This window comes from Microvirga mediterraneensis, from assembly GCF_013520865.1.
GTDB lineage: Bacteria > Pseudomonadota > Alphaproteobacteria > Rhizobiales > Beijerinckiaceae > Microvirga > Microvirga mediterraneensis.
The window spans coordinates 35,893-57,471 of record NZ_JACDXJ010000003.1; the positions used below are offsets into that span (position 1 = coordinate 35,893).

Sequence of the window (21,579 nt, forward strand, 5' to 3'; positions counted from 1 at the left end):
TCTCTGGTACAGGAGCAATCTTCTCGGCTCGGCGGCGAACAGTATTTTCGAATACGATTGGGAGACTTTGGGGAGGCGTGCGACGGCTATGCGTGATGCATGCAGCAACACCAGACCAGCTGGTGCTTGCCGCTAACGTGCATGACATATCGGAGGGGGCAGGAGGTGTTTCCGCGGGCATGTCTTCAATTATCGCCCGGACGGGGGCGTACTGAGACGTCGACGCACATCCGGGCGACCGTCCAACCGCTTCCGTGAACTCAAAGGCTTGGTGCGGGCCGGCGAGCCGCTTTTGAGCCAATATTGTTCTGGATCAAGGAAAGATCTCGGCCGCCATAACACTTGAGATGGGGCCAACATGGGCCATGTTCCGAACGGATCGTAGGGAGACAAGGTGATGGAGCCGAACGCGCGCAAGCAGCAGTGGACCCTCTGGTATATCTTCGCGGCGTTTCTCGGTGTCCTGCTGATCCAGCAGTTCTGGACGACGTACCGGCAGGTCGAGACCATCCCCTACAGCCAGTTCGAGCAGCTTGTTGCCGACGGCAAGGTCGCCCAGGTCACGATCGGGCAGGACACCATCACGGGCGCCCTCAAGGAGCCAACGGCGGAAGGCCGCTCCTACTTTGCGGCGGCCCGGGTCGACCCGACGCTGGCCGAGAAGCTCGCCGCCAAGGGCGTCACGGTTACGGGTGCTCCCTCCGGCGGCATCATCTCGACGATCCTGTCGTGGATTCTGCCGGCCTTTGCCTTCTATCTCCTGTGGTCGTTCCTGTTCCGCCGGGTGGCCGAGCGCCAGGGGCTCGGCGGCCTCATGTCGATCGGCAAGTCGAAGGCCAAGGTCTATGTCGAGACCGACACCAAGGTGACCTTCGCGGATGTCGCCGGGGCCGATGAAGCCAAGTTCGAGCTGCAGGAGGTGGTCAACTTCCTCAAGAACCCGAAGTCCTACGGCCGTCTCGGGGCCCGGTTGCCCAAGGGCATCCTCCTGGTGGGCCCTCCCGGCACTGGCAAGACCCTGATGGCCCGCGCCGTTGCTGGCGAGGCTGGCGTTGCGTTCTTCTCGATCTCCGGCTCGGAGTTCGTCGAGATGTTCGTCGGCGTCGGAGCGGCGCGGGTCCGGGACCTGTTCGAGCAGGCTCGGAAGGCTTCGCCCTGCATCATCTTCATCGATGAGCTCGATGCGCTCGGCCGCAGCCGCGCCGCCGGCAACATCACGGGTGGGTACGACGAGAAGGAGCAGACGCTCAATCAGCTCCTGGCCGAGCTCGACGGCTTCGATCCGTCGAGCGGCGTGATCCTGCTCGCGGCGACGAACCGGCCCGAGGTGCTCGATCCCGCCCTCCTCCGGCCAGGTCGCTTCGACCGGCAGGTTCTCATTGACAGGCCCGACCGCAAGGGCCGCGTGGATATTCTGAAGGTTCACGTGCGCAAAATTCAACTCTCACCGAGTGTGAACCTCGACGACATCGCTGGCCTGACAACGGGCTTCACCGGCGCCGACTTGGCCAACCTCGTCAACGAGGCGGCGATCATCGCAACCCGCCGCAACGCCCAGGATGTCTCCTTCGACGACTTCACCGCCGCCATCGAGCGCATCGTCGCCGGCCTGGAGAAGAAGAGCCGCGTTCTCAATCCGGAGGAGAAGCGCCGGGTGGCCTATCACGAGATGGGCCATGCCCTGGTCGCTGCGAGCCTCTCCGGAGTCGACCCCGTGCTCAAGGTCTCGATCATCCCGCGCGGCGTCGGGGCGCTTGGCTACACCATCCAGCGCCCGACGGAGGACCGCTTTCTCCTCTCGCAGAGCGATCTGCAGAACCGCATCGCCGTGCTCATGGGCGGGCGCGCCGCCGAGTCCCTGATCTTCGCAGGCGAAATCTCGACCGGAGCCGCAGATGACCTGCAGCGGGCGACGGCGGTCGCCTTCGAGATGGTGACGCGCTACGGCATGGCGGGCGCCACCGGGCAGCGCACCTACCTCCCCCCGCAACAGCCCTTCTTAGGCGCGCCATCGATCGAGAGGCCGAACGCGTCCGAGGAAACCCTGCGCGAGATCGACGTCGAAAGCCGTAATCTTGTCGATCAGGCGTTCGAGCGCGCCCTGGCCATTCTTCGCGACCGGATGAGCGATCTGGAGGCCGGGGCAATGCTGCTCCTGAAGAAGGAAACCATCACGGTTGACGATTTCCCGGCGCTCCGGCAACCTGATGAATCCACTCCCGACAGAGTGGCTCAATCCGATCGCCGCGGAACAGGAGCCAGGAGTGAAGAGGGCCTTCAGCCCGCGGCTTCTATGCCGCGGGCATAGCGAGGCGTTTGCCAATTTTGACGAGAAGCCTGCGGCGCATGGGCTCGACGGCGATGTTCCGACCCATGTCAGCCAACCGCCGGGCGGTTTCCTGACTGGAGACCCCTGGCGCCCCGTTTGAGAGGTGAGCCAAGCGCCCCTCCACGGAGCGAACCCAGAACCGACCATCCAAACTTTCGGCTGTCGGCGTATCGCAATCTCGGTTCAGTGCCGACCCCAGGGGCGATGCTGGTTCGGACCTGGTCATTCGCATTCTCTGCCGTGGATTTGTGTCGACGGTTCAACCCTCGACACAATCTGCGGAAGACGCCAATGGGGCCGCGCACCTTTCCGGAGTCATTGCATTTGCAGGACGATCCGCCCGTCGATCTGGCCGGCTTCCATGCGCTCGAAGATCTGATTGATGTTCTCGAGCTTGTCCCACGAGAAGTGGGCCGCGACCGCACCCTGACCGGCAAAATCCAGCGCTTCTTCGAGGTCCTGACGCGTGCCGACAATGGACCCGCGCACCGTGATGCGCTTCAAGACCGTGTCGAAGATCGGCATGGCGAACTTGCCGGGTGGTAGGCCGACCAGCGCCATGGTGCCGTGGGGGCGCAACACACCGAAGGCCTGCTCGAAGGCCGCGGGCGACACGGCGGTGACGAGCACGCCATGGGCTCCGCCAATGGTCTTCTGTAGCTCGTGCACCGGATCCGCCTCACGAGCGTTGATCGCGATCTCGGCCCCGAGCGTCCTGGCGAGCTTGAGCTTCTCGGGATGAACATCAATGGCCGCCACCCGCATGCCCATGGCTTTGGCATATTGCACGGCCATGTGGCCAAGGCCGCCGATGCCAGAGATCACCACCCATTCGCCGGGCTTCACTTCGGTCTCCTTCAGGCCCTTGTAAACGGTGACCCCGGCGCAGAGCACGGGCGCCGCCGGGCCGAAGTCGAGGGTGTCCGGCAGGCGGCCGACATAGTTCGGGTCGGCCACCGCGTATTCGGCGAAGCTGCCGTTGACGGAATAGCCCGTGTTCTGCTGCGAACCACACAGGGTTTCCCACCCAGTGCGGCAATGGGGGCAGTAGCCGCAGGCCGTATGCAGCCATGGAATACCGACCCGATCCCCTTCCCGGACGCGCTTCACGTCACGACCGACCGCCGCCACGATGCCGACGCCCTCATGACCTGGAATGAACGGCGGTTTGGGCTTGACCGGCCAGTCGCCGCGGGCCGCATGAAGATCGGTGTGGCACACACCGGTGGCCGCGATGCGAACGAGGATCTGATCGGGGCGTGGCTCGGGCACCGGCACCTCCTCGATCGCCAGCGGTCGTCCGAACTCCCTAACCAGGGCTGCCTTCATCATCGTGGTCATGTGTTTTTCCTTCTTTGAATGGTCCTGATATGCCCCGGGCGATGAGATGACCTGGATTGGAAACAAGACGGGCTCGTCGCTGCCCTGATGGCTCATGGGTTAAGCCATGTCGGTGATGGTCGTCCGGAACCTTGCCAATGAGAGGCTGAACAGGACAGCCCCAATGGCCGCCAACGCGAGAAACTGCGGCCAGACCACGTCCAGACCCGCCCCGCGGTACAGGATTCCTTGGGCCAACGAGATGAAGTGTGTTGTCGGCGCCGCGAGCATCACATACTGAACCAGCTCCGGCATGCTCTCGCGCGGCGTCATGCCGCCCGAGAGCATCTGCATCGGAATCAGGACCAGAATCAGCAGCATGCCGAACTGCGGCATGGAGCGGGCCACCGTTCCCATGAAGATGCCCATAGACGTAGTGGCGAACAGGTGCAGGGCCGCACCAGCCAGGAACAGCGCGACCGAGCCTTCGATCGGAACTGACAGCAGCCCTTGGACGACAAACGCGAGGGAGAAGGCGCAGGCGGCGAGAACCACCAGGGCCATGGACCAGATTTTCCCGGTCATGATCTCGGCTGGCGTGACCGGCATCACCAGCAGATGCTCGATGGTGCCGTGCTCCCGCTCGCGGATCAGCGCCGCCCCGGTCAGGATGATCGACAGCATCGTGACCTGGTTGATGACCTGGATCACCGCGCCGAACCAGCCCTTGTTCAGCTCGGGGTTGAACCGTGCCCGCAGCGCGAGATCGACCGGCAGGACCTGCGCCGCGCGATAGCGTTGAGCGAACGCATTCACCTCGCCGCCGACGATCTGCTGGATATAGCCGCTTCCGGTGAAGGCCTGGCTCATGCGGGTCGCATCCACATTGAGCTGAATCGTGGGTTGGCGGCCGGCCAGGACGTCCCGCTGGAAGTTGGGCGGAATGTCGAGCGCGAAGGTATCCAGCCCCGCGTCCATCCGGGCGTCCATCTCGGCCGCGGTGATCAGTTTCGGCGCGACGAAAGACGGCGGGTAGAACGCCCCGACGAGGCGGGCCGAGAGCGGTGAGCGATCCTCGTCGACGATGGCGATCGGCGCCCGGTTGAGTGTCTCGGGCATCGCGGTGGCGGCGGTGTAGACGGCTGCGGTGAAGGAATAGACGACAAGAAACAGCATCATCGGATCGCGGGCGAGACTGCGCAGTTCCTTGATGCCGAGATTGAAGATATTGGCCCACCGCATCGGTCAGGTCTCCTGCTTCCTCAGGAGCATCACGCTTGCCCCGATGAGCACCGGCATGGCGATCAGCAGAGGCCAGAAGGAGGCCTGCAGATCCCAGAACCCCAAGCCCTTCGAGAAGGTGCCACGCGAGATGGTCAGGAAATGGGTGGTCGGATAGATCCGTCCGATGAACGCCCCCACTCCCTCTAGCGAGGAAACCGGATCAATCATGCCAGAATACTGTGCCGCTGGGATGAGAGTCGCGATGGCGGTACCGAAGATCGCCGCGATCTGGCTGCGCATGAAGGACGACATGAGCAGGCCCATGGCGGTCGCCGCATACGTATAGGCCACGGCCCCCAGCGCGAGCGTCAGGACGCTGCCGGTGAGCGGCACGCCGAAGGCCGTGACCGCCAGCACGGTCAGCAGCAGGAAGTTGAGCATGGCCAGCCCGACATAGGGCAGCTGCTTGCCGAGCAGGAATTCCAGCTTGGTGACGGGCGTGACGTAGAGGTTCACGACCGAGCCGAGCTCCTTCTCCCTCACGACGCTGAGGGCAGCGAGCATGGCCGGGATCAACAGTAACAGGATCGGGATGACCGCCGGCACCATGGCCTTCAAACTCTCAACATCGGGGTTGTAGCGGAAGCGGGTCTCGATGGTCACGGGACTTGCCGCTTCGATCTTCGAGGCCAGCCATTGGCTATGCATGCCCTGCACGTATCCACTGACGGTTTCGGCTCGCATCGGCATGGCGCCGTCGATCCAGGCTCCAATCTGAACCTGCCGTCCCCGCGCGATGTCGCGTCCGAAGCCGGGCGGGATCTCGAGAGCCAGGGTGAGTTCGCCTGCGCGCATGCGCCGATCGAGATCGTCGTAATCCGTAATCGGCGCATGCTCGATGAAGTAGCGAGATCCGGCGAGATTGAGCGTGTAGTCGCGGCTGACCGTGGTCTGGTCCCGGTCCAGAACGGCGAAGGAGAGATCCTCGACGTCCATGCTGATGCCGTAGCCCATGATGAACATGAGAAGGATGCTGCCGAGAAGCGCCAGCGTGGCCCGGATCGGATCACGGCGGAGCTCAAGCGCCTCGAGCATCATGTAGCTGAACATGCGGCGGGGATTGAAAAACCGCCCTGCCGCCTTCTGGCCGGAGTGGCCGACTGGGACGACCGGTTCCGGTTGCCTCGGCAGGGCCTTTTCCTGCGCCATCGGCGCAGCGCCTGCCTGAGTTTCGGCGACGGCATCCTCAAGGTAGCTGATGAACGCCTCCTCCAGCGTCCTCACCCCACGCTTCTCGACCAAGGCTTGAGGCGTCTCGCTGACGAGAACGCGTCCGGCATGCATCAGCGAGATCCGGTCGCAACGCTCGGCCTCGTTCATGAAGTGCGTCGAGATGAAGATCGTCACGCTGTCCCTGCGGGCAAGGTCGATCATGATCTGCCAGAAGGCGTCGCGGGCGATCGGGTCGACGCCGGAGGTCGGCTCGTCCAGGATCAGCATCGCGGGCTCGTGAATCATCGCGACCGCGAGGGACAGCCTCTGGCGCTGCCCGAGCGGGAGCCTGTCCGGCAGCAGGTCCATGACGTCGCCGAGATCGAAGCGGCCCGCCATCCTCTCGATCCGGCCGGGAATGACCTCCTCGGGCACCTGGAACAGGCGGGCGTGCAGCTCCAGGTTCTGGCGGACGGTCAGCTCCGTGTAGAGGGAGAACGCCTGCGACATGTAGCCGACATGCCGCCTGGATTCGATGTCCTGAGCGTTGACGGGCTGCCCGAACAGCCAAGCCTCTCCCTCGCTCGCCGGCAGCAGGCCCGTCAGCATCTTCATGGTCGTGGTCTTGCCGCAGCCATTCGACCCGAGAAAGCCAAAGATCTCGCCGCGCGGGATTTCGAAGCTGACATGATCGACGGCCACGAAGTCGCCGAAGCGCATGGTCAGATCCTTGGCCCTGATGGCGATCTCGGTCTCGCTGCCCGAGCGCGGAACGATCGTCACGGCCCTGTGACCCTGGCGCTTCTCCTCGGGCATCAGGGCAATGAAAGCCTCCTCGAGCGCCGTGGTCCCGGTGCGCTTGAGCAGATCCCCTGGGGTGCCGGTGGCGAGCACCCGTCCCTCGTCCATGGCCACGAGCCAGTCGAAGCGGGCGGCCTCCTCCATGTAGGCGGTGGCGACCACCACGCTCATGCCGGGCCGGCCCGCCCGGATGCGGTCGATCAGCTCCCAGAACTGGCGCCGCGAGAGCGGGTCCACGCCCGTCGTCGGCTCATCGAGGATCAGCAGGTCCGGATCGTGAATGAGCGCACAGCAGAGACCGAGCTTCTGCTTCATGCCGCCGGACAGCTTGCCGGCGGGCCGGTCGACGAAGGGCGCCAGACCGGTGCTCTCGACCAGATCGGCGATACGGCGTTTCCGCTCCGCCCGGTCCTGGCCGAAGAGACGGCCGAAGAACTCGAGGTTCTCGAAAACCGAGAGCGTCGGATAGAGGTTTTTGCCGAGGCCCTGCGGCATGTAGGCGATGCGGGGGCAGACATCCTGCCGATGCAGCGCCTTGGCCATGTCGCCGCCGAGCACCTCGACACTGCCTGTCTGGAGCGCCCGCGCGCCTGCGATCAAGGAAAGGAGGCTGGATTTGCCGACGCCATCGGGGCCGATCAGGCCCACCATGCAGCCAGCCGGGATGTCGAGATTCACGTCGTCGAGAGCCCGTGTCTTGCCGTAGACCAGGCTGATGGCCCGCAGATGGGCGACGGACGTCGGCGCGGCACTGATCGGTGCGGCGCGGTTCATTGGTTCTGCCATGGCACGAGGTTCTGCAGGCTGGACGGCCATTCCATTCCTTCTTCAATCCTCACATAAGCCACACCTGGCAGGCCGGTCTTCACGTCACGGATGTATTTCTTCAGCAACTCGGGCGGGATCTGTGCCTTGACCCGGAACATCAGCTTCTGCCGCTCGCTGGCCGTTTCGACCGTCTTGGGCGTGAACTGGGCGACATCGGCCACGAACGAGGCTTTGGCCGGAATGACGTATTGAGGCACGGCGTCGAGAACGAGCCGCACCTCGCTTCCGATCCTGACTCTGCCCGCACTCTCCGTGGGCAGGAAGAAGGTCATGTAGACGTCGCTGAGGTCGACCATGTTCAGCACACGTCCGCCTGCCCCGAGCACCTCGCCAGGCTGCGCCACCCGGAACTGCACGCGCCCGTCCCGGGGCGACCGGAGGGTGCTGTCCCTGATGTTAGCCTGGATGCTCTCGATGGTGGCCGCGGCGGCATCGACCGCCGCCTGGGCATTGATCACCTGCGCCTCCGCCGTGGCGATGGCCGCATCGGCCGCCGCGACCTGGGCTTGCGCCGCGCTGACAGCCGCGTTTGCGCTCTCGAACTTGGCCCGGTCGGTGTCGAGAACCTGTTGCGACGTCGTTCCTCGCGACGCGAGCTCCTCGGATCGGGCGAACTGTTTCTGGGCAGCGTCCCGCTCGGCCTCGCGCTGGGCGACAAGGGAGGTGGCCGCCTGCCGCTCGGCTTGGCGCTGGACCACCTGATGGCGGGCGGTCTCGATGCTGACGACCGCCTGCTGCTTCTGCGCCTCGGCCTGCTTGAGCTGGGCCTGAAGCACTTCGGTGTCCATCCGAGCGAGGATCTGGCCTGCCGTGATGAAATCGCCTTCGTTGACCAGGATGTCCTCGATCCGGCCCGCCGTCTTGGTGGCGACGTCGATCTCGACCGCCTCGATCCGGCCGTTGCCGCTGGCCAAGCCGTCAGGCAAGCCTTCTGGCTGGAGGAACTGCCACAGCGCGTACAAAACAGCGGCGGCAACCATAACGGCCCCGATCCTGAACAGCCAACGGTTCGGTTTCTTCATCATACCTCAAGTCCATCCTGTTTCGGGCGAGGGCCACCAGGGACACCTCGTAATGCCGCCACGACAACGGAAGTCTCCCTTACATGGTCTGGAAGTCAACCGACGTTGATATACATCAAGGTTGCCGCGGAGAAGGATCGATATCTGGGTCTTCGTGGGGTTTGATTGCCCTGTAGCGCCAGTCTGGCACCGGCGGAGAACGAAAAGCGAGTTTTGCGAAGATGAATCGAGTTCTTTCTGCGGCAGTCCTCACGGTTGCGGGCATGATCAGCATTCCGGCCCAGGCCGAGGTCGTCGGGAAGGTGAGAACCGACTGGGTCGGGAATGACATCGTTATCGAAGCCATCCAGGACCCCAAGGTGCAAGGCGTGACCTGCCACCTGACCTATTTCGAACGCAGTCTGATTGACAGATTGCAACAGGGGAACTGGTTCGAGGACCCCTCGAACTCGGCGATTGCTTGCCAGACGACCGGTCCCGTCACCATCGGCGAGATCGATCTCGACCGCAACGGCGAGGAGGTCTTCAACGAGGGTCGAAGCCTGATTTTCAAGAAGCTGGTCGTCAACCGCATCTACGACCGGCAGAACAATACTCTGGTCTATCTCGCCCATACCCGTCAGGTGCAGCAGGGCAGTGCCAAGATGTCGATCTCGACTGTGCCGCTCTACAGCGTGCAGGCGACCTGGACCAAGGGCCGCCCGCAGTAGCGGTTCAGGATTGCACGCTTCGCTGCGGACCTATCATCAGAACAAACTTAGAGGATCGAATGCTCAACTGGGTTGTCCGGGGATTGTTGATCGTAGCCGGCGTGGTCACGGGATGGTTCGTCGCCAAGGACGCGACGAACTTCGGCGTCATTCAAATGATGGTGGCGCTCCTGTTGCTGACCTTGATCATCGCCGTGATCGCCTTCTGGCCCGATCATTGGAAGATCAGGCCTCACCAATCCGAAAAGACAAACCGATGAATGATACCTCCCCTGCCGGCGAGCCCGTGGACACGCTGAGCAACAGGACGTTCGACGAAATCGCGATCGGCGACACCGCCGTGATCGAGCGCACCCTCACCGCTGACGACATCCGGGCTCTTGCCCTGCTTTCCGGCGTAACCGACCCGCTCCGGCAGGACGCCGATCAACCTACTGCCGCGTTTCTCCATGGCATGGTCGCCCACGGCATGTGGGGCGGCGCCCTCCTGTCGGCCGTCGTGGGGACGCGCTTGCCAGGACCCGGAACGACCTATCTGGGCGAGACGCTTCAGTTTCTCTCGCCGGTCCAGTCCGGCGATACCCTGGCCCTCAAGGTCGAGGTGACGGCACGTGATCCCAGGACCCGGCAACTTCGGCTCGCCTGTCACTGCACGAACCAGAACGGCGATCGCGTGATCGAGGGCTCGGTCGACGTCATCGCCCCGGCAGAGAAGGTCACCTGGTCCCGCAGCGCCCTACCCGAAGTCAAGCTCACGATTCAGAGTTCAGGCATGGGGCGGCTTCTGGATCATGCTCGCCTGCTGGGGACCATAAAGGTCGCCATCGTCCATCCGTGCGACGAGGTGAGCCTCTCCGCTGTGATCGAGGCCCGCGCCGCCGGCCTGATCGACCCGGTCCTCGTGGCGCCGCGGTCCCGCCTCGAGAGCGTCGCCACGTCGGCAGGCATCGACCTCTCCGGCATGAGCATCGAGGACGTGCCGCATAGCCATGCCGCAGCCCAACGGGCGGTCGAACTGGCCTCGTCCGGTACTGTCGAAGCTCTCATGAAGGGGAGCCTCCATACCGACGAGCTGATGGGAGCCGTGGTGGCCTCGGGCAGCGGGCTTCGCACCAAGCGGCGCGTCAGCCACTGCTTCGTCATGCAGACCCCGGCCTATCCGCGCCCGTTCATCGTTACCGATGCCGCCGTCAACATCGCCCCGTCGCTGCCGGAGAAGATGGATATCGTCCAGAACGCCATCGAGTTGGCGCATGTTCTCGGCGTGAAGCAGCCCCGCGTCGCCATCCTGGCCGCCGTGGAGACCGTCTCCCCCCGGATGCAGGCGACGCTCGACGCGGCGGCCCTGTGCAAGATGGCGGATCGCGGCCAGATCACGGGCGGCGTGGTGGACGGACCGCTGGCTTTCGACAATGCCGTCTCCGCCGCTGCGGCAAAGATCAAAGGCATCGTCTCGCCCGTGGCGGGCCAAGCCGACATCCTGGTCGTGCCCGATCTCGAAAGCGGCAACATGCTCGCCAAGCAGCTCGAGTATCTCGGGAATGCCGATTCTGCCGGCATCGCTCTCGGCGCCAAGGTGCCGATCATTCTGACCAGCCGCGCCGACGGGCGCGATTCCCGCTTGGCGTCCTGCGCCCTCGCCGTGCTGCTGGCCCATCACTACCGAGTGAGCCCTCCATGACCGACCTGATCCTCGTCCTCAACTGCGGCTCCTCGAGCATCAAGTTTGCGCTGTTCGACACCAATGGCGTCCAACACAACCGTAAACCGGTCTGGAACGGCAAGGTCGACGGCATCACCGGACCCAGCCCAACCTTCGGCGAGACCGGCGTTGTTCCCTCCCCGATTGCTCTCGACCCGTTGGATCCCTACCATGCCGCCCTCACTCACATTGCCGGACGGGTCCAGGCGCGGCGTGGCGATCACAGGATCCGCGCCATCGCGCACCGCGTCGTCCATGGCGGAAGCCGCTATTTCGAGCCGACCCTCGTGAATGCCGAGGTTTTGGCGGACCTGCGCAGCTACATCCCCTTGGCCCCCCTGCATCAGCCGTTCGCGCTTGAGGCCATGGAGCGGCTCCTGGAGGAGCAGCCCGAACTTCCCCAGGTCGCCTGCTTCGATACGGGGTTCCACCACACCCTGCCCCATGTCGAGCAGATGCTGCCGCTCTCCTGGGAGGCCTGGGAGCGGGGAATCCGCCGCTACGGATTCCACGGCCTGTCATACGAATACCAGTCGATTGTGCTGGCCGAGCGCTACGGCGGCCGCGCCCGGGGGCGGACCATTGTCGCCCATCTCGGGAGCGGCGCGAGCCTCTGCGGCATGCGCGATCTCCAGAGCGTGGCGACCACGATGGGCTTTTCCGCCCTCGACGGGCTCATGATGGGAACCCGCACCGGCGCCCTCGATCCCGGCGCCCTGCTGTATCTGATGGAGATCGAGAAGATCTCGCTCCATGACGTCGGACAGCTTCTCTACCACAAGTCCGGTCTTCTCGGCCTGTCCGGAATTTCATCAGACCCGCGTGTCCTGCTCGACCGGGAGGCTGAGGAGCCCCGCGCCCGCGATGCCCTCGCGCTCTACGTCCGCCGCATCGTGCGCGAGATCGGCGCGATGACCGCCGCCCTCGGCGGGCTCGACCTTCTCGTGTTCACGGCGGGGATCGGTGAACACAATGCGGTTCTGCGGGAACGCATCTGCCGGGATCTGGCGTTCATGGGCGTCGCGCTCGACCCTTCGGCTAATCAATCCAATGGGCCGATCATCTCCGCCGAGGCCAGCCCGGTCCTGGTCGCGGTCGAGCCTACGAACGAGGAATGGATCGCGGCCCTGCGGACCAATGAGCTGCTTGCGGGGCCTAATTTCTCTGGGACCCGGTCCTAGATGACGCTCCTGAGCCACCCCTTCAACGCTCTGATAATCGCACGAGGGTGGGGTGGCGCATGGGAATTCCCTTGAGATCGCCCTTACTCCCGGTCCTTGTCGCGCGTCCGAAGCTCCTCAATGGCCGCCGTCAGGTCAGACCGATACTTGTCGCGCAGGATCATCATCACGTTCTCTGCCGCCCTCTTCCCGATCTTTGCGACGAAAAAACGGTCCAAGGCGGCCTGCTGTGCCCGACAGTGATCGAGAGCTTTCTCAGCCAACGCTTCGGGCGTCCGCGGGCCCTGAAGCCTTCCTTTAACGAATAACGCGGCGCAGGCCTGCCATCGGTCATTCAGAGGCCTTGCCTCCTGGTGGACAGCAAGCGGGTCGAACTCATCCGATCGCGTTGGGTGGCCTGGGGCCAATAAGATGGTCAGGGCTCCCATGAAACCTGCGATACGCGAGCGTGACTTCAGAGAGCGATCCCTGAAGGAGAGTCTTTCACAGCGCCCTTTTTCGAGAAATCGTCGCTCTGATGTCATCACTGGCTTCCTTCAGGAGCATCCTGGGTGACGACGATCAAGAATTCCTTACTGATTTGCAGTCCCCCTGAACCGCTTCGTCTCAATCAAATGACCTTGCCGCGAGAGAGAAACCCTTTTCGGCTTCACGCCGCGCTGGCCAAACAGGCGGGCCCTGTGCCGGTCCCCCAATTACCCGGGTGATCCCGAGGGGAGTGCGTGCCGTTCATGGACGAACCGCTCCCGCGCCAGCCGATCCGGTTCATGATCGGCGCCAAGCTGGGACCAAGGGGACGGCGATGGCGCTCGTGGATTATTAAGGCCTGGCCTTCGGCTCGCTTAGTCGCCGGAGCATCAGTTCCTTAAAGCCATCTGGTCCGCCCCGTTCGAGAAACGCCGCGCCTCGACCTCCGACACCGCGAGGAGGCTTCCTCCCTCATATGGCGGTACCGAACAGGGCTCCTATTCCCGCTGTTAAGGCCATGGCAAAAGCACCCCAGAAGGTCACACGCAGGGTTGGTCTAACGATGCCCGCGCCTCCCGTCCGTGCCCCTAGAACCCCCAACAAGGCCAGGAACACCAGTGATCCGGCCGATACGACCGGCACCAGCCACTCCGCCGGGGCGACCAGCACCAGAAGCAGGGGCGCGGCCGCCCCGACCGAAAACGTGGCCGCTGACGCCAAGGCGGCCTGCACCGGGCGGGCGGTGGTGAGCGCCGAGATCCCCAGTTCCTCGCGCGCATGCACGGCCAGTGCATCCTTGGCCATCAGCTGCTCCGCAACCTGACGCGCCAAGCCCGGCTCTACGCCACGGGCGACAAAGATTTGGGCCAGCTCGTCCTTCTCGTAAGTCGGATCGTCCCTGAGCTCGCGCTTCTCCCGCGCGAGATCTGCCTGTTCCGTATCGGACTGCGAGCTGACCGAGACATACTCGCCTGCCGCCATGGACATGGCGCCGGCGACCAGACCGGCCACGCCGGCAAGCAGCACGCTCCCAGGTGAGGCCGTAGCGGAAGCCATGCCCAGGATCAGGCTCGCGGTCGAGGTGATCCCGTCGTTCGCCCCCAGTACAGCGGCTCGAAGCCAACCGATGCGCCGGATCAGATGGTTTTCTGGGTGGATGTGTCTCATGGAAGAATTGCCTTCTGTTCCGGATCAGGGCCATTTCTTGGGCGGGGCCATGACGGAGTGCGGGACCGGATCGGTGATGCAGCGCTCGAGGATTGAGTCGATCTCGTGCTTGCTCGCCTTGTCAATATGCTAGCCGTCGACTTCATGAAGGGGCGAGTTGATCCGGCCTGCTGTTCCATCAGTCAGCCTGTTGCGCCCTGCAATGGCATGGACAGGAGAAGGCGTAAGCCCTCAGGGTCATACTCGACGCGAATGTCGCCGCCGGTTTCGTCGGTCAGTGCCCTCTGGATGAGCATGGATCCGAAGCCCTTCCGTTTCGGTGGTCCGACGCAGGGCCCGCCAGCCTCGGTCCACGCGAGCTGCAACCGATCAGAGCCCGTGGTCCGTTCAATGGACCAGGTCACGCTGACGCGCCCCTCCGGTACCGACAATGATCCATGCTTGATGGCGTTGGTCGTCAGCTCGTGAGCCATCAGTGCGATTGAGACACTGACCCGCGCCGGGAGAACGAGGTCAGGTCCCTCGAGCTCTACCCTTTTGACACCCGCGTCGTCATAGACCTCGAGCTCACTGCGAAGGAGCTGACGCAGGTCGGTGCCGTGGTTTCGATCCATCCGAAGGTTTTGCATGCGCGCCACTGTTGCCAGGCGCTGCGAAAATCGCTGCTGGTAGTCCGGCACGCTTTCGGCGAAGCGGGCCGTGAGATTGGCGAGTGCCTGAACGATCGCGAATGTGTTCTTGAGCCGATGGTTGAGTTCGCCGACAAGCACCTCCCGCTGTGCCTCTCTCGACTTTCGATCCGTCACATTGGCAATGGTGCCGACGGCCCGCACAGGCGCGCCATTCCCGTCATGTTCCCGGACCCGGCCATGGATCGCGACCCACGGCCAGGAACCGTCCTTGGCACGCAAGCGGCAATCCTGGCTCCAAGCGGTTGCCCGGCCTTCCAGAGAAGCAGCCAATCCGCGCAGCACTTCTCCCTTATCGTCCGGATGAATCAGCTTTTCCCATGATTGGATATGAGACCTCATCTCGCCGGGTTCATAGCCCAGCATGGTCTGAAGACGTTCGCTGCTCCAGACTTCGCCCGTGGTGATGTTCCAGTCCCAGAGCCCCAAATCTTCAGTCTCGACCGCAAGGCACAGGCGCTCCTGCATCTCGCATTGGCTGAGTTCCCGAACCCTGCGCTCCGTGAGGTCGAAATTGACGCCAACGATCCTTCTGGGGAGACCATGGGCATCGTGCTCGACCTTGGCGCGGGCGAGAATCCACCTGACCGCCCCATCGGGATGAACGACGCGGAACTCAGTTTCGTAAGGCAGCGCCCCATCCAGAACTTTCCTTGTGTCGGCGATGATCGAGGTGACATCGTCCGGATGCAGACAGCTGACGAACACATCGTGGGTGACGGGTTCGCCCACATCAACTCCGAACAGGCGATAATTCTGATCCGACCACCACACCCGGCCCGTTGAGATGTCCCACTCCCAGATGCCAACGTCGCCCACCTGCTGGGCCAGAAGCATGCGGGTATCATCGGGAGACGACGGTTCTTGCGTTGGGAAATACAGGTTGACCGGGGAAACGTTCGGCATCGGGAGTCTCAAAGGTGAATGCGCTGGCGCGCTTTCTAAGCCCACGGCAGCCGAGGCACTTTGCGCTTGGTCAAGGTTCGATACAGCGAAGATGCTAGGACGGCGACGCCGCTGTACGATGGCGGAATCGCGGCTACCTAAGTGGGGGGCGCCTCGATCACCACCTACCCTCACCATGCGCCAGGGCCTGACATGAACGTTGCCAGAATCAAGATCGCTTTCGCCGGTCTCGCCGTTGTCATCACGGGGCTCTGGCTGCTGAGCCTGTCAGAGGCGACCCTGACAGGGGGCTTTTGGCCGCTCCGAAACGCGCTGGTGTACCTCACCGGCTTCCTGGCGATCGGCTTCATGTCGGCGGCGGTGATCCTGGCGGCGCGTCCCATTCAGATTGAAGGGTTGCTTGGTGGCCTCGACAAGTTCTACCGCCTGCACAAGTGGCTTGGCATCGCCGCGGCCGTCATGGGCGTTGTCCACTGGCTTCTCGAGATCACGCCGCGCTGGATGGTGGGACAGGGCTGGCTCGAGCGCCCCCAACGCCCGGCCCGAGCGGCGGAAGTCGCCTCCGGGTTCGATCCCTTCCGCGACTTGCATGAGGTGGCCGCCGGGCTGGGCGAACCGGGGCTTTACCTCGTCCTTATCCTTGTGGCGCTGGCGCTCTGGAAAGGCTTTCCGTACCGCTACTTCTTCAACACCCACCGGCTGCTGGCGGCGGTGTATCTTGCGCTGGTGTTCCATTCGGTCATCCTGATGGGGCCGGGCTACTGGGCCGCGCCGGTCGGACCGGTCATGGGCCTCCTCATGGCGGCCGGTTCCGCCGCCGCGGTCACGTCGCTGGTCCGGCGCATCGGCAAGTCCCGCCGCGCCGTCGGATCGATCACGTCGCTCGATCACCATACCGACAATGCCGTTCTGGATGTTGGCGTCCAGCTCACCACGGCCTGGCCGGGGCACCATGCCGGACAGTTCGCCTTCGTGAATTTCGGCGGCGGCGAAGGCGCCCACCCTTTCACGATCGCGTCCGCCTGGCGCAAGGACGGGCGCCTGATGTTCAGCATCAAGGGACTCGGGGACTACACCCGCTCCCTGCCGGAGCAGCTTTTCGTCGGTCAGGCCGTGACGGTTGAAGGGCCATACGGACGGTTTGATTTCCGCGGTGAGCGTGGGCGCCAGATCTGGATCGGAGGCGGGATCGGCATCACCCCCTTCATTGCCGGCCTGCAGGCGCTCGAGGACCAGCGGAGCAACCAGCCCGTGGACCTGATCTATTCGACGAGCGCGCCCTCAGAGGCCTTCATCGCCAATATCCGGCGGCTTGCCGAGCGGGCCGGTGTCCGGTTCCTCCTGATGGTGACGCAGAAGGATGACCGGCTCACGCTCGAGCGTCTCGAGGAGATGGTGCCCGAGTGGAAGGAGGCCGATCTCTGGTTCTGCGGCCCTCTCGGTTTTGGCCGGGCCCTGCGCGATGCAATGACCGCGCGAGGCCTGCCCGCCGACCGGTTTCACCAGGAGTTGTTCGATATGCGGTAAGTCCGTACGTCTTGAACGGTCGCCTAGAAATACCACCGTTGGGTCCCGGTGGCCTTGACCCTCGCGGCTTCCATTTGAGCAAGCGCGAGGGCGGTCAGAACGACTGCGAGCACGAGCGGCATCGCCATGAGAATCGAGGCAGTCATGGCAGCTGCTCCGTATGAGAATGTCAGGTGAAGCGATGACCACCGGCGGCGGAGCGCCCGTGTATCGTCTGGAAAGCGCGCGAAACTTCGGGCCGACCATGTGTTTGCCACTGCAGCCTCGTGGTGCGCTCGATGCCGGCTAGGGTCCGGAATGCAGGAAGCTCCTGCTCATCGAACATGCTGGCGAGCGCCCCTGCCAAGTCGGCCTGCCGCCGATTCAGGACCTGCAAGCGGGCGATGTCCGCAGCGGTCTGCTCGCAGCAGCGGTCAATGTAATCGGTTGTCATTTCGGATCGTCATGTAGGTGATGGCCAGGCTCTTCATCCGCACGGACAATTGGCTATGGCGTTATCAAAAAGGCTGGACTGGATGCGGTGCGGATAGCTCTGTCCACCCGGAACTGAATCATGCTTGGAGTGAATGCCAATCGCATCGCAAGGTCCGCTGCTCCAACAAGGATCAGGAGCACGAGTACCGCCCGCCTGCCTGCATTCAGAAGCTGGATGGGATGGCTGATGCTCATGGCTGACTCTCAATCTTCGGTAACGAGAACATAAGAGCCTGCCTGTGTGACGTCCGAACAGCGCGTGGGTAATAGTGTGTGCTGGTCCATGACAGTTCGTAACCGTCGACGGGAAAATGTGGCATTTCTCGGCTGCAAGGCGAGGTGATCCCCGGTGGACCTGCCCTGCATCGGATGGCTAGCCTCCGACCACCTCCCGAAGGGTTCGAGCCAGCTCCAGGGTGGTATAGGGCTTCTTGAGCAATCTCGTCTCCACGACCTGCCCGCGCCTGACCACATCAGGCTCGGCATAGCCCGAGGTGAACAGTACCTTGATCTCGGGCCGCATCGCCCGCACGGCGTCCGCCAGCTCTGATCCGGTCATCCCGCCCGGCATTACCATGTCGGTGAACAGCAAGTCGATCTCGGGATGCTGGTCGAGGACCGCCAGCGCCGCCGGGCCATTGGCTGCTTCCAGCACCCGGTATCCAAGGGCTTGCATCCGCATCAGGGTCATGCGCCGCACCCGCGGCTCGTCCTCGACCAGCAACACGGTCTCCCCCCGGCCCTGATAGGCCTCGGCCGTCGCCTGGGGCTCATGGTCCTCCAAAGCCTCGTCCATCACAGCGGCCCGTGGCAGATACATGCGGATCGTCGTGCCATGGCCGGGCTCGCTGTAGATCGCCACATGCCCGCCCGACTGCTTGACGAAGCCGTAGACCATCGACAGGCCGAGCCCGCTGCCCGCGCCGACCTCCTTGGTGGTGAAAAAGGGCTCGAAAGCCCGCTCCTGCACGTCCCGGGGCATGCCCGTGCCGGTGTCGGTGATGGCGATCAGGACGTAGCGTCCCGCTCGCACCTCCGGATGCATGCGGGCGTAGTCCGCATCAAGTTCGGTGTTCTCGGCCGTGATCGTCAAGCGCCCGCCGCCCGGCATGGCATCGCGGGCGTTGATGGCCAGGTTCAGGAGCGCGTTCTGCAGCTGGCTCGGATCGACCAGGACCGGCCAGAGGTCGTTGTCGGACCGGCCTGTCACCCTCACCGTCTCGCCCAAGGTCCGCCGCAGCAGCGGGGTCATCTCCCCGACCAGCATCCCGACATCCGTGAGCCTGGGCTGCAGCGGCTGCCGACGCCCGAAGGCCAGCAGGCTCTCGGTGAGCCGGGCGCCATGCTCGGCCGTCTCGCGCGCCTCCCTGGCCAGTTCCGCTTGGACGGGATCCGTCGGATGTCCGTCCGTCAGCCGCATCTCGAGCATCTCGAGATTGCCGAGAATGACGGTGAGCAGGTTGTTGAAGTCATGCGCGATACCGCCGGTCAATTGGCCGACGGCCTCCATTTTCTGCGCCTGCCGCAGCTCCTGCTCGATCTTCTGGTTGGCGGTAAGATCGCGGATGAAGCCCGTGAACAGGAGTCTCTCGCCCACCTTCACCTCTCCGACCGCCAGTTCGACCGGGAATTGGCTCCCGTCCTTGCGCTGGGCCTGCACGACCCGGCCAGTACCGATGATCCGTCGCTCGCCGGTGCGCACGTAGCGTGCGATATAGCCGTCGTGCTCTTCCCGGTGGGGCGAAGGCATGAGCATGCTGACGTTACGCCCGATTGCCTCCTCGGCGCGATAGCCGAAGAGGGTCTCGGCGGATCGGCTGAAGGACTCGATCAGCCCACGATTGTTAATCGTAATGAGAGCCTCCGGCACCGTGTCGAGGATGGATTGAAGCCGGGCCTCCCGCTCGCGCAGGGCTGCCTCGGACCGCTTGCGTTCCGTGATGTCGACTGCGGTCGACATGGCGCCGATCACTGCTCCCGTCGTATCGCGAAGTGCCGTGGCATTATAGAGGAGGGCTATCGAGCGGCCATCGTCGAAGCGGACCTCCCACTCCTCGTTGCGGACCTCCTCGCCCCGGATGGCCCGCGCCAGCGGGTACTCGGTGACTGGAGGCTCCACATCATTCCGATAAATGCGGCGAGGCGGATAAGCGGTCGCGCTGAACCCGGATGGCGCAAATTTGGAAATGAGAGGCACGTCGAGCAGCTTGGCCGCAAAGCGGTTGGCCTTCACCTCCTGCAGGTCAGGATCATAGGTGAACCATGTCGCCACGGGAGCGGTCTCGACGAGGGCCTCCCATTCCAGGGTCCTGGCCCGGAGGGCAGCCTCGGCTGCCTTGCGCTCCCTGATATCGAGAGTGAAGGCAGCCATGGTCTCGCCGCCGCCCAGCTTGGCCAAGCCGACCAGCACCGGAATCCGCTCGCCGTTGCGCAGATACTCCTTCTCGTACAAGGTCGAGACGCCGCGGGTGCGCGCCTCAGCGACGGCCCGCTCGTCTGCCGCAAGCCACTCGGGTGGCGTGATCTCGTCCCAACGCACGTGCCCTGAGAGGAGGTCGTCCCTCGTGCGCCCGATCAGATCAAGGTAGGCCTTGTTGGCCTCGACGATCCGGCCACTCTCATCTCCAACGACAGCCCCGATCGGAATGGCATCGAGAATGGTCCTGAGGCGGGCCTCACCTGCCTGTAGCGCTTCCTCGGCCTGCTTGCGCTCGCTGATGTCCTCAACCACCGAGATGCGATAAGGCTGGGAGGTCCCCGCCCCCGCGAGCGAGGACGTCACACGAACCCAGACAAGGGTGCCGTCCTTGCGCCGGTAACGTTTCTCGATCTGGCAACGCGGCATCTCGCCGGCCAGGAGCCGACTGGCGAGAGCCTGCGCCTGAGGCCGATCCTCCGGATCGATGAGATCGACGAAATTCCGCCCGATCAACTCTTGGCGCTCATACCCGAGAATGCCGCAGACGGCTTCGTTGACGTCGAGAAGGCGGCCATCGCCATCCACCAGTTTGATCCCAATCGCAGCCTGATCGAAGACGACTTGGAACCGATCCACGGCGGAGGACTCTTCGACCGCTCCGCTGGAGGCTGTCGAGCCACCTGTGATCGACTGAAGCGGCTCGTCCTGATCTTGACGCATGTCATGCGTCCTTTCGTACAAAAGTCGCCCCTCCCAGGGACGGAAACTGAACTGTTTCTTAGCACTCACCGTTGGCCTGCCGAAGCTTGGCGGGAGATGGCAAACCTTGCCTGCCCTGACCTTTCCTCCTGGCATCGGGCCCAAAGGCCGGCCGTCGTGGAACATTCCACAATCTGTGTGCCTGCCGTGCCCACCCAATCCTTTTGGGGGTGTAAGACGGGGGCTTGTAGCATGATGGCTTCGGCGCGGCCCTGATCCTGATCAATCGCGTTCGGTCGAGTTCGAGACGACAGGCTGATCAACGAATCCTCCGGCATGTGAAACAGATGGTAGCTGTTGAGCCTGGCTCCGAGATGAGCCGCCGAGCGATCAAAGGTTGGAGGGAGTGCCGCGTCCCCCCTGAAGGTCGTGGCGTACGCCCAAACGCTCCCGTCGAGGAATCCCGGAACCGGTTGACTCTCTGGGACGGCGCAACACAGATCCTGTGCCGTCTTATGCCGGAACACATTGAAGTTTGTTTCAAGCGCCCGCTCGATTGCTGCTCGGGTCATTGTCTGCGGTTCCTGACTTTGTCGCTTATGAATTCGTTTCGGATCCGGTGCAGATCGCAACACGCCGGACGATCCACCCGTCCCGGTCGGTCCAGAGCCGCTTCCGAACCCGGGGGCAGCCCGTATCTTTCTTGGGAGCGGCCGGCTCTGCCTGATGGCTGAGAGGGACCGAGGGCTTTGCGGGAGCTTCCGTAGCCCTGGGCCCGCGCTGGTGGCGCAATCGGGGCTGGGGCAAGCGTTACCCCAATGACGATAGCGAGGACCATAACGCGCCGTCCTTGGGCGCGCTGCCTTGGCATCATGAGATCAACTCCTCGGAGAGATTCGTG

General features: G+C 63.8%; 16 protein-coding genes. 6 read left to right on the forward strand and 10 right to left on the reverse strand.

Going from position 1 to position 21,579, the window contains the following annotated elements; translation table 11 throughout:
* The first annotated feature begins 397 nt into the window (after window positions 1-397).
* The gene (gene ftsH, locus H0S73_RS23975; protein WP_181054906.1) at window positions 398-2,308 is read left to right on the forward strand and encodes an ATP-dependent zinc metalloprotease FtsH; all 1,911 of its coding nucleotides are present in this window, start codon (window positions 398-400) and stop codon (window positions 2,306-2,308) included.
* A gap of 336 nt (window positions 2,309-2,644) precedes the next feature.
* Here the strand turns inward: ftsH and adhP are convergent, their stop codons facing one another.
* From adhP to H0S73_RS23995, 4 genes are all read right to left on the reverse strand, one after another.
* Window positions 2,645-3,670, reverse strand: a complete 1,026-nt coding sequence (gene adhP, locus H0S73_RS23980; RefSeq protein WP_181054747.1) for an alcohol dehydrogenase AdhP — start codon at window positions 3,668-3,670, stop codon at window positions 2,645-2,647.
* Window positions 3,671-3,769: 99 nt separating this feature from the next.
* Window positions 3,770-4,891, reverse strand: a complete 1,122-nt coding sequence (locus tag H0S73_RS23985) for an ABC transporter permease (RefSeq protein ID WP_181054748.1) — start codon at window positions 4,889-4,891, stop codon at window positions 3,770-3,772.
* Window positions 4,892-4,894: 3 nt separating this feature from the next.
* Window positions 4,895-7,672 carry a ribosome-associated ATPase/putative transporter RbbA gene (gene rbbA, locus H0S73_RS23990; RefSeq protein WP_410055141.1) on the reverse strand — a complete coding sequence of 926 codons (2,778 nt, stop codon included), beginning with the start codon at window positions 7,670-7,672 and terminating at the stop codon, window positions 4,895-4,897.
* Window positions 7,657-8,736 (reverse strand): HlyD family secretion protein, encoded by a 1,080-nt coding sequence (locus H0S73_RS23995; protein ID WP_425488249.1) that lies wholly within the window; start codon window positions 8,734-8,736, stop codon window positions 7,657-7,659. Before H0S73_RS23995 ends, rbbA begins: the two co-directional genes overlap by 16 nt.
* A gap of 221 nt (window positions 8,737-8,957) precedes the next feature.
* Here H0S73_RS23995 and H0S73_RS24000 point away from each other — a divergent pair, with 221 nt between their 5' ends.
* From H0S73_RS24000 to H0S73_RS24015, 4 genes are read left to right on the forward strand one after another with little or no spacing between them, the layout of a single operon-like run.
* Window positions 8,958-9,446 carry a CreA family protein gene (locus tag H0S73_RS24000; RefSeq protein ID WP_181054750.1) on the forward strand — a complete coding sequence of 163 codons (489 nt, stop codon included), beginning with the start codon at window positions 8,958-8,960 and terminating at the stop codon, window positions 9,444-9,446.
* A 59-nt stretch (window positions 9,447-9,505) separates the two neighbouring features.
* A complete protein-coding gene (locus tag H0S73_RS24005) occupies window positions 9,506-9,706 on the forward strand; it encodes a hypothetical protein (protein WP_181054751.1) in 201 nt (66 codons plus the stop codon).
* Window positions 9,703-11,127, forward strand: coding sequence for a bifunctional enoyl-CoA hydratase/phosphate acetyltransferase (locus H0S73_RS24010; RefSeq protein ID WP_181054752.1), 1,425 nt, complete (start codon window positions 9,703-9,705; stop codon window positions 11,125-11,127). Before H0S73_RS24005 ends, H0S73_RS24010 begins: the two co-directional genes overlap by 4 nt.
* Window positions 11,124-12,329, forward strand: coding sequence for an acetate/propionate family kinase (locus tag H0S73_RS24015; RefSeq protein WP_181054753.1), 1,206 nt, complete (start codon window positions 11,124-11,126; stop codon window positions 12,327-12,329). Before H0S73_RS24010 ends, H0S73_RS24015 begins: the two co-directional genes overlap by 4 nt.
* Before the next feature lie 83 nt (window positions 12,330-12,412).
* Here the strand turns inward: H0S73_RS24015 and H0S73_RS26190 are convergent, their stop codons facing one another.
* From H0S73_RS26190 to H0S73_RS24025, 3 genes are all read right to left on the reverse strand, one after another.
* Complete coding sequence (locus H0S73_RS26190) at window positions 12,413-12,547, reverse strand: hypothetical protein (RefSeq protein ID WP_262031849.1); 135 nt, start codon at window positions 12,545-12,547, stop codon at window positions 12,413-12,415.
* A 721-nt stretch (window positions 12,548-13,268) separates the two neighbouring features.
* Window positions 13,269-13,964 carry a VIT1/CCC1 transporter family protein gene (locus H0S73_RS24020; protein ID WP_181054754.1) on the reverse strand — a complete coding sequence of 232 codons (696 nt, stop codon included), beginning with the start codon at window positions 13,962-13,964 and terminating at the stop codon, window positions 13,269-13,271.
* A 182-nt stretch (window positions 13,965-14,146) separates the two neighbouring features.
* Window positions 14,147-15,736 carry a sensor histidine kinase gene (locus H0S73_RS24025; RefSeq protein ID WP_181054755.1) on the reverse strand — a complete coding sequence of 530 codons (1,590 nt, stop codon included), beginning with the start codon at window positions 15,734-15,736 and terminating at the stop codon, window positions 14,147-14,149.
* 15 nt (window positions 15,737-15,751) lie between these two features.
* On the opposite strand from H0S73_RS24025, the gene H0S73_RS24030 reads away from it, so the two are divergent.
* Complete coding sequence (locus H0S73_RS24030) at window positions 15,752-17,086, forward strand: ferredoxin reductase family protein (protein ID WP_181054756.1); 1,335 nt, start codon at window positions 15,752-15,754, stop codon at window positions 17,084-17,086.
* Window positions 17,087-17,109: 23 nt separating this feature from the next.
* Here H0S73_RS24030 and H0S73_RS26195 read toward each other — a convergent pair whose 3' ends face one another.
* From H0S73_RS26195 to H0S73_RS24040, 3 genes are all read right to left on the reverse strand, one after another.
* A complete protein-coding gene (locus H0S73_RS26195; RefSeq protein WP_262031851.1) occupies window positions 17,110-17,232 on the reverse strand; it encodes a hypothetical protein in 123 nt (40 codons plus the stop codon).
* A 23-nt stretch (window positions 17,233-17,255) separates the two neighbouring features.
* Window positions 17,256-17,519 (reverse strand): hypothetical protein, encoded by a 264-nt coding sequence (locus tag H0S73_RS24035; RefSeq protein WP_181054757.1) that lies wholly within the window; start codon window positions 17,517-17,519, stop codon window positions 17,256-17,258.
* Window positions 17,520-17,933: 414 nt separating this feature from the next.
* A complete protein-coding gene (locus tag H0S73_RS24040; protein WP_181054758.1) occupies window positions 17,934-20,699 on the reverse strand; it encodes a hybrid sensor histidine kinase/response regulator in 2,766 nt (921 codons plus the stop codon).
* Window positions 20,700-21,579: the final 880 nt, after the last annotated feature.